General features: G+C 46.0%; 15 protein-coding genes and 1 riboswitch. Of the genes, 6 read left to right on the forward strand and 9 right to left on the reverse strand.

What is annotated here, in order from left to right; all coding sequences use genetic code 11:
• Window positions 1-27 precede the first annotated feature (27 nt).
• Complete coding sequence (locus AD710_RS00405; RefSeq protein WP_049627007.1) at window positions 28-423, forward strand: SA1362 family protein; 396 nt, start codon at window positions 28-30, stop codon at window positions 421-423.
• Here AD710_RS00405 and AD710_RS00410 read toward each other — a convergent pair.
• The 3 genes from AD710_RS00410 to AD710_RS00420 form a co-directional block, all read right to left on the reverse strand.
• Window positions 420-1,295, reverse strand: coding sequence for a patatin-like phospholipase family protein (locus AD710_RS00410; protein WP_049627008.1), 876 nt, complete (start codon window positions 1,293-1,295; stop codon window positions 420-422). The genes AD710_RS00405 and AD710_RS00410 overlap by 4 nt on opposite strands.
• 113 nt (window positions 1,296-1,408) lie before the next feature.
• A complete protein-coding gene (gene mntR / locus AD710_RS00415; RefSeq protein ID WP_016938984.1) occupies window positions 1,409-1,837 on the reverse strand; it encodes a transcriptional regulator MntR in 429 nt (142 codons plus the stop codon).
• A 99-nt stretch (window positions 1,838-1,936) separates the two neighbouring features.
• Window positions 1,937-2,773, reverse strand: coding sequence for a lipoate--protein ligase family protein (locus AD710_RS00420; protein ID WP_049627009.1), 837 nt, complete (start codon window positions 2,771-2,773; stop codon window positions 1,937-1,939).
• A gap of 193 nt (window positions 2,774-2,966) precedes the next feature.
• On the opposite strand from AD710_RS00420, the gene AD710_RS00425 reads away from it, so the two are divergent.
• The gene (locus tag AD710_RS00425; RefSeq protein ID WP_013352854.1) at window positions 2,967-3,350 is read left to right on the forward strand and encodes a rhodanese-like domain-containing protein; all 384 of its coding nucleotides are present in this window, start codon (window positions 2,967-2,969) and stop codon (window positions 3,348-3,350) included.
• 38 nt (window positions 3,351-3,388) lie between these two features.
• Here AD710_RS00425 and gcvPB read toward each other — a convergent pair whose 3' ends face one another.
• The 3 genes from gcvPB to gcvT are packed head-to-tail and all read right to left on the reverse strand — an operon-like array spanning window position 3,389 to window position 7,315.
• Window positions 3,389-4,861, reverse strand: coding sequence for an aminomethyl-transferring glycine dehydrogenase subunit GcvPB (gene gcvPB / locus AD710_RS00430; protein ID WP_047475636.1), 1,473 nt, complete (start codon window positions 4,859-4,861; stop codon window positions 3,389-3,391).
• Window positions 4,854-6,200, reverse strand: a complete 1,347-nt coding sequence (gcvPA, locus tag AD710_RS00435) for an aminomethyl-transferring glycine dehydrogenase subunit GcvPA (RefSeq protein ID WP_049627010.1) — start codon at window positions 6,198-6,200, stop codon at window positions 4,854-4,856. The genes gcvPB and gcvPA overlap by 8 nt, the downstream gene beginning before the upstream one ends.
• A gap of 14 nt (window positions 6,201-6,214) precedes the next feature.
• Window positions 6,215-7,315: a glycine cleavage system aminomethyltransferase GcvT gene (gene gcvT, locus AD710_RS00440; RefSeq protein ID WP_049627011.1), complete on the reverse strand. Its 1,101-nt coding sequence runs from the start codon at window positions 7,313-7,315 to the stop codon at window positions 6,215-6,217.
• Between the two features lie 178 nt (window positions 7,316-7,493).
• Window positions 7,494-7,594: riboswitch (glycine riboswitch) on the reverse strand.
• A 145-nt stretch (window positions 7,595-7,739) separates the two neighbouring features.
• Between gcvT and AD710_RS00445 the strand changes: the two genes are divergently transcribed.
• The 4 genes from AD710_RS00445 (at window position 7,740) to sinR (ending at window position 10,945) form a co-directional block, all read left to right on the forward strand.
• Complete coding sequence (locus AD710_RS00445) at window positions 7,740-9,410, forward strand: DEAD/DEAH box helicase (RefSeq protein ID WP_045926712.1); 1,671 nt, start codon at window positions 7,740-7,742, stop codon at window positions 9,408-9,410.
• 21 nt (window positions 9,411-9,431) lie between these two features.
• Complete coding sequence (locus AD710_RS00450) at window positions 9,432-10,226, forward strand: YqhG family protein (RefSeq protein WP_016938978.1); 795 nt, start codon at window positions 9,432-9,434, stop codon at window positions 10,224-10,226.
• Between the two features lie 176 nt (window positions 10,227-10,402).
• Window positions 10,403-10,576, forward strand: coding sequence for an anti-repressor SinI (sinI, locus tag AD710_RS00455; RefSeq protein ID WP_016938977.1), 174 nt, complete (start codon window positions 10,403-10,405; stop codon window positions 10,574-10,576).
• 33 nt (window positions 10,577-10,609) lie between these two features.
• Complete coding sequence (gene sinR / locus AD710_RS00460; RefSeq protein WP_003226345.1) at window positions 10,610-10,945, forward strand: transcriptional regulator SinR; 336 nt, start codon at window positions 10,610-10,612, stop codon at window positions 10,943-10,945.
• A gap of 47 nt (window positions 10,946-10,992) precedes the next feature.
• Here sinR and tasA read toward each other — a convergent pair whose 3' ends face one another.
• From tasA to tapA, 3 genes are all read right to left on the reverse strand, one after another.
• Window positions 10,993-11,778, reverse strand: a complete 786-nt coding sequence (gene tasA / locus AD710_RS00465) for a biofilm matrix protein TasA (protein ID WP_047475632.1) — start codon at window positions 11,776-11,778, stop codon at window positions 10,993-10,995.
• Window positions 11,779-11,841: 63 nt separating this feature from the next.
• A complete protein-coding gene (sipW, locus tag AD710_RS00470) occupies window positions 11,842-12,426 on the reverse strand; it encodes a signal peptidase I SipW (protein ID WP_049627012.1) in 585 nt (194 codons plus the stop codon).
• The gene (tapA, locus tag AD710_RS00475) at window positions 12,398-13,069 is read right to left on the reverse strand and encodes an amyloid fiber anchoring/assembly protein TapA (protein WP_049627013.1); all 672 of its coding nucleotides are present in this window, start codon (window positions 13,067-13,069) and stop codon (window positions 12,398-12,400) included. Before tapA ends, sipW begins: the two co-directional genes overlap by 29 nt.
• Window positions 13,070-13,105: the final 36 nt, after the last annotated feature.

Consider the following 13,105-nt stretch of genomic DNA (forward strand, 5'->3'; position numbering starts at 1 on the left):
TGTTATTATTTTCGGAGGTGGGCAGTTATGAATCATCGTGTACAACCTTTTTTTGCTGTATTAATAGCGCTTGGCGCATTCGGTTTCATTTATGCGGCGGTCACAAACCCCGGACAGATGATCTCAAGAGCGATCACCGTCATTATCGCAGGCATCATTATTTATTTTATCGTGAGATCGGTCCTGAACCGCCGCGCCGGACGTGACGGAACCGCTTTCAGAAAAGCGGCCAAACAATCGCGGCTCCGAATGAAGGAGCAAAAAGCGAAGCACCGCGCCGGCCACAGGGGGCGGGTCAGCCATTTGCGGAGCGTGCCGAGCAGCAGCAGACCGAAGCCGATGATTCTTAAGAAAAAAAGCGAGACCCAGCTTACCGTCATAGAAGGTAAAAAGAATAAAAAGAAAAACAGAGCGCTTTTTTAATAGCTCCATTTCTTCAAAAATTGCTCTGTTTTGCTTTTTCCTAGCTCAATGAGAGCTAGTTTTTTTTGCGGTGTGAGGTGAAACTCCGTCGCCATCACATGTTCCACGGGAATAAAAATAATATTCTGTTCGTACTTTGTCGCGATATGTCTGGCATCATGAGCGTCTTTCATCGTTTCAAACAAAGCGCCGAACAGCTCAAAAGCGTTCCGGATTGATTTCTTCGGACGCTCTTTTTCATTAGGGGAAAGTGAAATTCCGATGACCGGCCGTTTGCGCTCTTTTGAAAACAGCCAAATCGGAAAATTGCTTAACACGCCGCCGTCAACAACCGTTGAAATGCCTTTTTCGGTCTTCAGTTTAATCGGTTCAAAAAAATAAGGGATGCTGCAGCTCATTCTGACAGCTCTGGCAACCGGGAACACCTCCGGATTTAATCCGTAGCGGGGAAGGTCGTCGGGAAGCACGATCATCGTTCCGTTCGTCAGATCTGAAGCGATCAGACGGAGCGATCCTTTTTTCATATCGCCGAACGCGATGATGCCCTTCGCTTTTAATTTATCCGCAATCCACTTTTCCAGCACATCGCCTCTGTATAATCCGAGGCGCCAATATATCGACACCCACTGCAGGATTTTCAGCGGGAGGAATGAGCATCTCTGATCAAGCAATTGCCTTCCGTCCACATCATCGATGATCGCATGAACCTCTCTGCTCGTGTAGCCCGCAGCGATCAATGCGGCAATAATCGCGCCGGCGCTTGTTCCGGCGAGCCTTTCAAAGCGAAAGCCCTTTTCTTCCAGCGCTTCATAAGCGCCGGCAAGCGCCACCCCTTTTATTCCCCCGCCCGAAAATACGCCGTCAATCTGCATAGCGCGCCCTCTCCCTTCCATCCAAGGTGTATTATTATTTTAAGAAACGGCTTGGGGAAATAGACCAAAGAATGAAGACATTAAAAAAAGGGCGCCCTATTTGGGCCGCCCTTTTATTCACCGGGAGTTTCGGTTTTTTTCTGTACGGATTTCAATTCTTTTTTCCGGCTGTCGTCATCTTCAAAATACTGGACGAGATCGCCGATGCGGTCAATGCTGTTCCAGCTCAGATGATGTTCGATTCCTTCTACATCATTGTAAATCTTCTCTTCATCAACACCAATGATTCGTAAAAACTGCTCAAGCAATTCGTGTCTGTATACGAGCCGTTTGCCGATCTTTTTGCCTTTTGACGTCAATACGAGCCCGCGATATTTTTCATAAATCAAATACTCGTCTTTATCTAGTTTTTGAACCATTTTCGTTACAGAGGAGGGATGGACTGCCAAAGCTTCCGCGATATCAGAAACCCGCGCATATCCTTTTTCTTCTATCAGCATATAAATCTGTTCAATATAATCTTCCATACTTGGTGTTGTCATCGTACCCCTCCCAAAAAGCACCTTAACTTAATAAACCATTACAAGTTTACACTAACGGTTATGAAAAAACAAGGATGCTTCCGGCCTGTCAAGCCTTAATCAGCGCTTATAATTCCATTCGTCAGACGCGTATTTCGTCTCGGCCAGCTCATTGACAAACGCAAGCTCTTCAGGAGTGAGCGTGTAAGGTTCAAGATGAATGTTCAGGCCTTCCTCAAAGCCAGCTTTAAAAGCGGTTCTGGCTTCATCCATCGTTACCGGTTTTTGGGCTAAGGCGTTGATGGCTACCGCTTTGTTTTTGAAATTCCGCTGCATGCGCTCACGGACTCTGTCGCTCGGATATAAAAACAGATCAAACAGCTTGTCCTCATCAATGTCAAGCAGGATGGAGCCGTGCTGAAGAATAACGCCTTTTTGGCGTGTCTGGGCGCTTCCCGCAACTTTCCGTCCTTCGACGACCAGCTCATACCACGAAGGCGCATCAAAGCAAACGGACGAGCGCGGATTTTTCAGGCTTTCTTTTTCTTTCTCCGTGCGCGGAATCGCAAAGTAGGCATCAAGCCCAAGGTTTCTGAATCCCTGCAGAATGCCTTCTGAAATGACCCGGTACGCCTCTGTCACCGTGGCCGGCATTTCCGGGTGATCCTCTGAAACGATGACGCTGTATGTCAATTCTTTATCATGCAGAACACCCCGTCCGCCTGTCGGTCTTCTGACAAACCCGAGACCGTGTTTATGTACTGCGTCAAAGTTAATTTCCTTCTTAATATTTTGAAAATATCCGACAGACAATGTTGCCGGATTCCACCCGTAAAAACGGATCACCGGGGGAATTTTCTTTTGGCTGTGCCAATATAAAAGCGCTTCATCCAGCGCCATGTTAAATGCCGGGCTTTCGTTCTCTGAGTCAATAAACCGCCATGTTTCTTTTTCCATACACTGAACCCTTCTTTATCATTTTAATAAAATCAGTTTATCAAACTGCCGTGAAAATGAAAAATATTTCGTTTCATTAAGGATGACAATCGCTCCATGCTTTACTATAATAGTATTTGTCCCAAAACGTCCGGTGAGCCTTGTTTTCAGGAAGCAGGGTTTTGATTTTATAAGCTAAAGGAGTAGAATCGCATTGTCTAATATGATTGCTTTAATTATTGTTGCGGCGTTTATCGTTTATATGATCGTGTCGTATTTTTACCAACAGCGTTTAATGAAAACACTTACGGAAGAGGAATTCCGCGCGGGCTACAGAAAAGCGCAGCTGATTGACGTCCGTGAACCGAATGAATTTGAAGGCGGCCATATTCTCGGCGCGCGCAACATTCCGCTGTCACAGCTGAAACAGCGCAAAAGCGAAATCCGTCCTGATAAACCCGTTTATCTGTACTGCCAAAACAATGTCCGCAGCGGACGCGCGGCACAGACGCTCCGCAAACACGGCTGCAAGGATATTTACAACCTGAAAGGCGGATTTAAAAAATGGGGCGGAAAAATTAAAGCAAAGAACCAATAATGAAAAAGAGCTTTCCGTTTATACGGAAGCTCTTTTTTTTACACCCCTTCAGATGTATGTTCGTATTTTAAAACCGGCTTTCTTGCGGCCTTGGTTTCATCCATTCTTTTGACTACCGTGGTATGCGGCGCCTCCTGAACGATTTCAGGCGATTCCTCCGCCTCCCGCGCAATTTGAATCATCGCATCTATAAACGCATCAAGCGTTTCCTTGGATTCCGTTTCCGTCGGTTCGATCATGATGCTTTCTTCAACATTCAGCGGGAAATACACAGTCGGCGGGTGATAACCGAAATCTAAAAGCCGTTTAGCGATATCAAGCGTTCTTACGCCGAGCTTTTTCTGCCTTCTTCCCGATAACACAAATTCATGCTTGCAATGACGATCATACGGGAGATCATAATAAGGCGCGAGTCTTCTCATCATATAATTTGCATTTAAAACCGCGTTTTCGGTCACTGCTTTTAAGCCGTCAGGCCCCATAGAACGGATATACGTGTAGGCTCTGACATTAATGCCGAAGTTGCCGTAATAAGGCTTTACGCGCCCGATCGATTGCGGGCGGTCATCGTCAAAAGTCAAACGGCCCTCTTTTTTCGTGAGAACGGGTTTCGGCAGATACGGAATGAATTCTTTTTTTACTCCGACCGGCCCCGAACCCGGTCCTCCCCCGCCGTGCGGCCCGGTAAATGTTTTATGCAGATTAAGGTGAACGACGTCAAATCCCATATCTCCCGGTCTTGCTTTACTTAAAACGGCATTTAAATTCGCTCCGTCATAGTAAAGTTTTCCGCCGGCCTGATGGACGATTTCAGCCATTTCCGTAATGTTTTCCTCAAATAATCCGAGGGTGTTCGGATTCGTCAGCATCAGCGCCGCTGTTTCTTCATTTACCGCTCTTTTCAGATCTTCAATGTCAACCAATCCGTGTTCATTCGACTTGACGGTAATTGTTTCAAAACCGGCGACCGTAGCGGATGCCGGATTCGTGCCGTGAGCTGAATCAGGGACAATGACCTTCGTCCGTCCGAAGTCCCCGCGCGCTTCATGATAGGCGCGGATCATCATCAGGCCGGTCCATTCGCCGTGAGCGCCCGCGGCAGGCTGCAGCGTCACCTCGTCCATGCCGGTAATTTCCTCCAAATGTCCGCTTAAATCGTATAAAAGCTCAAGTGCCCCCTGAACCGTGTCCTCGTCCTGAAGCGGGTGAATGGCGGAAAAGCCAGGGAACCGGGCAATTTTTTCATTTAATTTCGGATTGTATTTCATCGTACAGGAGCCGAGCGGATAAAAACCTGAATCAACTCCGTGGTTTCTTCTGGAAAGAGCGGTATAATGCCGCATTATATCAAGCTCTGATACTTCCGGCAGCTTTGCGTCTTCATCGCGGATGTAGTCACCGGGAAGAAGGCTTTCAAGCTCTGTTTCCGGCACATCAAGCTCCGGAAGGCTGTAACCGATACGCCCTTCGCGGGACATTTCAAAAATAAGCGCCTGATCTTGATTATTCATGTTGATCCCCCAATCCCGCAATAAGCGAATCGATCTCTTCTTTTGTTCTCAGCTCTGTGACGGCAATGAGCATATGCTGATTCAATTCCGGATACGCAAGGCCTAAGTCATATCCGCCGATGATGCCGTCATTGAGGAGCCGCCGGTTTGCTTCCTTGACGGGGAGGTTCAGCCTGACGGCAAATTCATTAAACATCGGGCCGTCGAATGCTACGTGCAAGCCGGCTTTTTTCGCTTGGCGTCTCGCGTAATCGGCTTTCAGTATATTTTGGCGGGCCATGTCTTTGACGCCGTTTTTTCCGAGCGCCGTCATCGCGACTGAAGCTGCTAACGCATTCAGCGCCTGGTTTGAGCAGATGTTAGAGGTGGCTTTGTCTCTTCTGATATGCTGCTCGCGCGCCTGAAGGGTGAGAACAAAACCTCTCCGCCCGTTTTCATCCTCCGTTTGGCCGACAAGCCGGCCCGGCACCTTTCTCATCAGTTTTTTCGTTACTGCAAAATAGCCGCAGTGCGGGCCGCCGAACGCCGCAGGTATGCCGAAAGGCTGCGCGTCCCCGACGACGATATCAGCTCCGTATGCTCCGGGCGGAGTCAAAATACCGAGGGCGAGCGGGTTAGAAGAAACAATCAGCTGGCTGTTCCCTTTATGTGCGAGCGGCTCAATGTCCTTTAACGGCTCAATTTGTCCGAAGAAGTTCGGATACTGGACGATTACGGCGGCCGTTTCATCACAGACGGCATGTTCTAATGCGTCAAGGTCTGTGACGCCGTTTTTTGCAGGCACCTCTACAACTTCAATATATTGGCCTTTTGCGTATGTTTTCAGGACATCTCGTGATTCCGGATGCACGGCGGCGGAAATGACGATTTTTTTCTTTTTCGTATGTCCTGACGCAAGCATCGCCGCTTCTGCCAGCGCCGTTCCCCCGTCGTACATGGAGGAGTTTGCGATATCCATACCTGTTAATTCGCAAATCATCGTTTGAAATTCAAAAATCGCCTGCAGCTCTCCTTGTGAAATTTCCGGCTGGTAAGGCGTATATGCCGTGTAGAACTCTGACCGGGAAATCACATGATCGACGATAACCGGCTGATAGTGATCGTACACTCCCGCCCCCAGAAAAGATGCATATGTAACAGCGTCCTTATTTTTCGCCGCAAGCTTTGTCAGCTCTCTCGTCAGCTCTGTTTCTGATTTTGCTTTTTTAATTTGGTAGTCTTTTTGAAACCTCACATTTTCCGGAATATCGGCAAACAGTTCATCAATTGAATGTGCGCCGATGGCTTTCAGCATTTCTTTTTTATCCTGTTCTGTCGCGGGCAAATATCGATGCTTCATATGACTCTCCTTTTTCAGCTCTGTTTTGGGCGTTTATAAAACGGTGTGCGGACAATCTTTGCTTTTACCGTTTTTTTGCGGATTTCCACTTCGACTTCCGTTCCGATTTCACTGAATTCCGTTTTGATTAAGGCAAGGCCGATATTTTTCTTTAACGTCGGGGATTGTGTGCCTGTCGTGACTTCCCCGATCAGAGCACCGTCTTTTTTTACGGCATAACCGTGTCTCGGAATCCCCTTTTCAATCATCTCAAGCCCGACCAGCTTACGCGGAGCTCCTTTTTCTTTCTGTTCACTCAATACAGACTTCCCGAAAAAGTCGGAATCTTTCTTGTGTTTTACGGCAAATCCGATCCCGGCTTCAATCGGCGTAATGTCTTTCGTCAATTCCTGACCGTATAAAGCGAGCTTCGCTTCAAATCTCAGCGTATCACGCGCGCCGAGACCGCACGGAACGATTCCTTCATTCTCTCCCGCTGTAAGAATCTCCTTAAACAGAAGAACCGCATCTTCATTTTTACAATAGAGTTCAAACCCGTCTTCACCGGTATAGCCTGTTCTTGAAAGCAGAACTTGGCGGCCGGCAACGTCAGCTCCATCAATAAACGTAAACGGTTTTAAGGAAGACAAATCACGTTCAGTCAGCTTCGCAAGAACCGCCTGAGCATTCGGCCCCTGAACGGCCAGCAGTGAAATCCCGTCAGACTGATTGGTCAGCGTGACATCCCCTTCCGCGTGTTCTGTCAGCCAAGCGATGTCTTTTTCAATATTGGACGCGTTAATCACAAGCAGATAGCAGCTCTCGCTTTTCTGATAGATCAGCAAATCATCGACCGTACCGCCGTCAGGATAACACATGGCGGTATAGAGGGCGCTTCCCGGATTTAAATCGGCAACGTCATTTGTCATCATTTTTTGCAGAAAAGACAGGGCGTCTTTACCGGAGACTTCGACTTCTCCCATATGGGATACATCAAACAGACCCGCCTTTGTGCGGACGGCTTCATGCTCCTCTTTAATAGAAGAAAATTGAACCGGCAGCTCCCATCCTCCAAAATCAATCGTTTTTCCGCCGTATTCTTTATACACGTCATAAAGCGGTGTTCGTTTCAGCATCATCTTCCCCCTTCAGTCATTGGCGCATTGTAAAGACATATAAAAAAGGACAGAGAAACACCTCATAAAAATGAAGGTTTCTCTGTCCCGGCACCTGAAAGTTTACTTTATGAAAACATCATAAAGACGTCCCCTTTGGTGGTCTGCTGCTTCAAATCGCAGACACTCTCCAGAGTTGCGTCGAGCAAGAGTTCTTTTGCCTGAGAGATTCACTCCGCAGTTTGCTCCTTCGGCGCCCGGATGCACATTTTTCGTCCGAGTCTCTCCCCTTGCTGTCATTCGCTCATATTTACCAATTGTTATGGACATACTAAAGCAATATCTTTTAGTGAAATGATTACTTATATCCTACCACCCTCACTTACGTCCGGCAACAAAAATGATGATAAATCAGTTTTTTAAAAGAAAGGCGGTTTTGTTACATATGACAGCAGAGATCATATTTGATGCAAACTGGCCGGGAGAGTTTTCTGAGCGGCTGAAAACCGACGGTCCCTGGTCAAATTGGGAGATGTACAAACTGTCGGCTGAAGTCCAGCAGACCCTTGCCATTCCTGAATTCGAAGGGTTGAGGGCTCCTTTGTACCTTCCCGATTTCACTCCGCTTCCCCATCAGCTTGAGGTCGCGCAGAAAGTCGTTGAAAAAATGAACGGCAAAGCGATTTTGGCTGATGAAGTGGGGCTCGGAAAAACGGTCGAAGCGGGACTGATTTTAAAAGAATACATGATTCGCGGGCTGGCCAAAAAAATCCTGATTCTTGTGCCGGCATCACTCGTTTCCCAGTGGGTGAAAGAGCTTCAGGAGAAGTTTTTAATACCCGCTGTTGAACAGAAAAAAAGCTATGTGTGGGAACAGTGCGATATCGTCGTTTCTTCTATTGATACGGCCAAGCGTTCGCCTCACAAGGAGATTGTGCTTTCGATTCCGTATGATCTCGTCATTATTGACGAAGCGCATAAGCTCAAAAACAGCAAAACGAAAAATTATGAATTTGCGAGAAGTCTTGTGAAGAAATACTGCCTGCTTCTGACGGCGACGCCGATTCAAAACCGGATCGAAGAAATCTTCAATTTAGTGTCACTGTTAAAACCCGGCCACTTAGGAAATGAAAGCGGATTTCAGGAAACGTTCAATCAAAAGGACGGGATTGACGCTCATGAGCATTTGAAAGAGCTCGTCAATAAGGTGATGATCCGCAACACACGGAGCGACACGGGGCTTACATGGACGAAGCGCCACGTGGAAACAGTGCCGATCACCTTTTCACCGACGGAACAGGCGCTCTACGATGACATTAACGCACTGAAAAACGGCACGGAAAAGCCTGCAAGCGCATTTTCCATTATGACACTGCAACGGGAGTGCTGTTCAAGCAGGGAAGCCGTGTATATGACACTTAAAAAAATGCTTGATCAAAAAGACAAACAAGCGCCCGCTTTCGATGAACAGACGATCGCCAATTTAATGGACCGCATCAATCAAGTCACGCAAAACTCAAAAGCGATTCAAGTTGTTGACTTGATTAAAAAGATTAATGACAAGGTCATTATTTTTACTGAGTATCGGGCGACACAGATTTATCTGCAATGGTTTCTCCAGCAGAACGGCATAAGCTCCGTTCCGTTCAGAGGCGGATTTAAACGCGGGAAAAAAGACTGGATGAAGGATCTCTTCCGCGGCAAAGTGCAGGTCCTGATCGCTACAGAAGCCGGAGGGGAAGGAATCAACCTGCAATTTTGCAACCATATTATCAACTATGACCTCCCGTGGAACCCGATGCGGCTCGAACAAAGAATCGGAAGGATTCACAGACTCGGTCAGGAAAGAGATGTCCACATCTACAATATGGCGACAAAACATACGGTGGAAGAGCATATCTTAAAACTCTTGTATGACAAAATTCATTTATTTGAAAATGTCGTCGGAGAACTAGATGACATTTTAACAAAAATCAAAGTGAGCAATTTTGAAGATCATTTACATGATATTTTATGCCACTCGCTGACAGAGGAAGAAATGCGGATCAAAATGGACAACCTTACCTCTTTCTTATCGTACGGTACGGAAAAACCCGCCAGAAAAAAAGGCTCTTAATCTAAAAGGAGGAAGCGCGACATGAGACAGCAGGAGGTTCACCAATTTTTACTGCGCTTTTTTGAAGCGAACCACTGCCCGATTACTGAACACGGGCCGGGTTTTATGACGGTTCAGTTGACGGTCGAGATGGACAAACAAATTATGAACCGCCCGTTTTATTGGCATTGGCGTGAAAAAACGGGCGGCGAACCGAACCCGATGAAGATTACGTTCATCACTGATAAAGAAATGGCTCCGGAGGATATGGACGGCGAGTTTATTTACTTTGGAGCCCCGCGCCTCTTTCAAATCTTTCAAGCAGTTAAACAAAATGGGAGATTTACAAGAATATATGAGAAAATTGTATCAGCCGGAGCCAGAGTGCCGCTTCAGCCCTGGCTTGGATTAAATGTAGTGATTTCATACCAATCCGACATGAAAAAAGACAGACTTTTGTCTTTAGGCCTGCATCTTGTTTCTGGAACAATCGTTGAGGGATTTCAGCAGAAGCTTGCACCTCTGCCGATGACATCACAAATATCAGACTATTGCTTTACCATATCGCCGATGATTAAGCCGGAAAGCGGAATTAAAAGGATGGAGCATTACTTAAAAGACGCTGCCGCCAAAGAGCCGTCAGACTGGGCTGACAGCGCGATCGCCAGATGGAAAAAGGACCTCAGGCTGCTCGATCAGTTTTATGAGCAGACAGAAGAAAAACCTGAGGAATACCATTTGGAAAAACAAGCGCTGAAAGCCTTATATCAGCCGAAAATTCATATTCAGATTGAAAACGGCGGTTTATTTTTCCTGCAAAGTAATTTTTCTGGATAAGCGTTATCCATTCGACACCTTTCCCGTTTTTTCTGGAAATTCTATATTATAATAAAAGTATATAGAAAAAATTTCTGGCGTTTCGCATGCGATGAATCACTTCCAGACATGTAAAGATAAGGTCATGGGCGGATTGGCTGAAATACATAAACAAGTATTTTAGGAGGAGAAAATGCATGAAAAATGCAAAAATGGAATTTTCGCAATTAGATAAGGAATGGGTTGAGCTGATATTAGAAGCTCAAAAAGCAAATATCAGCCTGGAAGAAATACGCAAATACCTGCATTCGCATAAAAAGTCTTCTCAACATATCCAGGCCGCCAGAAGTCATACCGTAAATCCTTTCTGAATGTGCTATAATATCACAAGGAAGGTGATGACATTGATTGGCCAGCGTATTAAACAATACCGAAAAGAAAAAGGCTACTCACTATCAGAACTAGCTGAAAAAGCTGGGGTAGCGAAGTCTTATTTAAGCTCAATAGAACGAAATTTACAGACGAACCCCTCCATTCAATTTCTAGAAAAAGTCTCCGCTGTTCTGGACGTCTCGGTTCATACTTTACTTGATGAAAAACATGAAACCGAATACGATGGTCAATTAGATAGTGAATGGGAGAAATTAGTTCGTGATGCGATGACATCCGGGGTATCAAAAAAACAATTTCGTGAATTTTTAGATTATCAAAAATGGAGAAAATCGCAAAAAGAGGAGTAGTGCCGCCATATGTGCACAACTCCTCTTTTATCTGCCCGACGTTCGGATTAGTTTTTATCCTCACTGTGAGCCTTTTCGTTTTCCTTCACGTAACCGTCTTTATCCGTATGATCTTTTGTAATGGTCAAGCCGTTCCATTGCGTCGCTTCAAAAGAGAATTGAAGAGAAATCGCATTGCCTTGGAATTTGTTTTGGACACTCAGTCCGTCCGCACCTTTTGCGGTATCATTTTTAAATTGGATTTCCATCCGCACCTGATCATAATCAACAGGCGTTTTCGGAACTCCGTCATACTCAGGCGCCGTCTTGCCGTTAATGGTTGCCACATTGACTTTTCCGCTTGCACTCAAGAATTTCGGATCAATGTGTTTGCTGATCGCTTCGGCAGCTGCTTTATCCTGTTTTGTTGACATTAAGTATAAGTCTTTCAGGCTGGCTGCCTTCAAAATGATATTTTTAGGATAGCCGTTGCCGCCTTCTTTGCCGACTGTCAGAACTGTAATTTCAAACTGGCTGAGGAAATCTTCCGCAGATTCGTTTCCTTTTTTCGCTCCTTTGAAGTCAGTAAAATTCAAAGCCATCAGCACTTCTTTAATGGCAAGTGAACCATTATTTCTAAATTCAAAATCTTTCGTCAATTTATCACCTGGTTTTAAGTTTGACAAATTGACATTGGCTGATTGTTCTTTAGCTGATAAATCAAGCGTTCCTGACGCAAATGTGGCGTCCGTCGACTTCACATCATTAAATGCGGCCCATGTGCCTCCTCCCACTAATGCTAAACCGAGTGCGGCTGAGGCAACGCCCAAGCTTAATTTCTTTTTCATACCCATGTTTGTATTCCCCCTACTTTTTCTTTTTTGTTATCAAATCCTGTCGCCAGGTTGCAACCGTATTCATGTGGACATCGTCCCGTTTTTCGCATGTTCTTCCAACGCTTTCGTCTTCCGCTCGATATCGCGGAGAGCGCTGACAATAACTGTTATTGAGTAAATCAAAAGCATGACGCCGGGAACGATTAGCAGAATCGCCGTTCCGATCGGCTGGCTTGCCAAATGTATGACATATCCCGCATACGGAAGCTGATATCCCGTATACTGAGCCACCACGTTTTCAGCTTGAACAGGAGCGGCATCCGGAGCGGCATTATGGTCTCCTTTTGTCTCAAACATCAGGTGCCCGCCCTTTTTTGTGATCCCGATAATTCTGTGTGTTACGGCTGATCCGTCATTTTGTGTAAAAGTGATGACATCGCCTTTTTTTAAATCATTCACGTCAGAAATTTTCTTTACCGCTATGAGCGAACCCGTCTTAAATTCCGGGTCCATTGAACCCGACAGCACGGATTTCAGCGTATAGCCGAAGATGGCCGGCTCACCGCCGGAAGCCCGGGTCGAGATCACCGTTAAGGTCAGCACAATAATCAAACTGAAAATGACGGCATACAAAATATTACTGATCAGTTTCAGCGTTCTTTTCATGTTCTTCCCCGCTTTCTTTTACCGGCTCAGCCGGTTGTTTTTCTGTTTTCTTCTGATCGGAAGCCGTCGCCTTTTCCTGGCATTTGACAAGCTTCATCGGTTTTGACCACTCATACTTTTCATCATTCGCAGGATACCCTTCAGGCTTGTAAACCTTGAATGCGTATATGCCTGGCTGCAGGGCCCGCTTTGACTCAATTTTATAAATCGTTTTGCTTTTTTTATCAGTAATAAGCCCTTTATCCACAACATTTCCGTTTTGCAGAGGCTGTTGCTGAGAGGCGATTTTATGGAGTTCCCACCTCCAGTCAGAAACAGTCCGCTCTTTTCCCCTATTCTCCAGCTCTGCATAGAGTTGAAGCGGCGCACACACGGCGCCCGACGTATCAGTTTGATTTGTTATATGTAAATCACTTTGATCCCAGCGTTCGTCATAACGGCAATTGTCATCTGTATATCGAAAATCTCCGCACGTTTGAACCGGAAGACTGAAGCTTTTCACATCATTAAAGGAGGAACTCGTGTCACCCGTAAACTGAGCACATATCGTCACGGACAGGCAGAAAATGAATGAAAGCCGCAAAAACAGCATTATCCTCCATCTCCCCTTACCCCTTTTCTCCATTCGCCACAATCGGAACATGCCTTACCCCCTGTAAAACTGTTAATAAATATAACA

Source organism: Bacillus sp. JFL15, from assembly GCF_001184225.1.
Classification (GTDB): Bacteria; Bacillota; Bacilli; order Bacillales; family Bacillaceae; genus Bacillus; species Bacillus siamensis.

Coding starts and splice junctions, on each gene's coding strand:
- sipW (WP_049627012.1), bottom strand. CDS start 12,426: ATGAAAAGAACGCTGAAACTGATCAGTAATATTTTGTATGCCGTCATT.
- gcvPA (WP_049627010.1), bottom strand. CDS start 6,200: ATGAAGCATCGATATTTGCCCGCGACAGAACAGGATAAAAAAGAAATG.
- sinI (WP_016938977.1), top strand. CDS start 10,403: ATGAAAAATGCAAAAATGGAATTTTCGCAATTAGATAAGGAATGGGTT.
- mntR (WP_016938984.1), bottom strand. CDS start 1,837: ATGACAACACCAAGTATGGAAGATTATATTGAACAGATTTATATGCTG.
- AD710_RS00410 (WP_049627008.1), bottom strand. CDS start 1,295: ATGCAGATTGACGGCGTATTTTCGGGCGGGGGAATAAAAGGGGTGGCG.
- AD710_RS00405 (WP_049627007.1), top strand. CDS start 28: ATGAATCATCGTGTACAACCTTTTTTTGCTGTATTAATAGCGCTTGGC.
- AD710_RS00450 (WP_016938978.1), top strand. CDS start 9,432: ATGAGACAGCAGGAGGTTCACCAATTTTTACTGCGCTTTTTTGAAGCG.
- gcvPB (WP_047475636.1), bottom strand. CDS start 4,861: ATGAATAATCAAGATCAGGCGCTTATTTTTGAAATGTCCCGCGAAGGG.
- AD710_RS00420 (WP_049627009.1), bottom strand. CDS start 2,773: ATGGAAAAAGAAACATGGCGGTTTATTGACTCAGAGAACGAAAGCCCG.
- tasA (WP_047475632.1), bottom strand. CDS start 11,778: ATGGGTATGAAAAAGAAATTAAGCTTGGGCGTTGCCTCAGCCGCACTC.
- tapA (WP_049627013.1), bottom strand. CDS start 13,069: ATGTTCCGATTGTGGCGAATGGAGAAAAGGGGTAAGGGGAGATGGAGG.
- gcvT (WP_049627011.1), bottom strand. CDS start 7,315: ATGCTGAAACGAACACCGCTTTATGACGTGTATAAAGAATACGGCGGA.
- AD710_RS00445 (WP_045926712.1), top strand. CDS start 7,740: ATGACAGCAGAGATCATATTTGATGCAAACTGGCCGGGAGAGTTTTCT.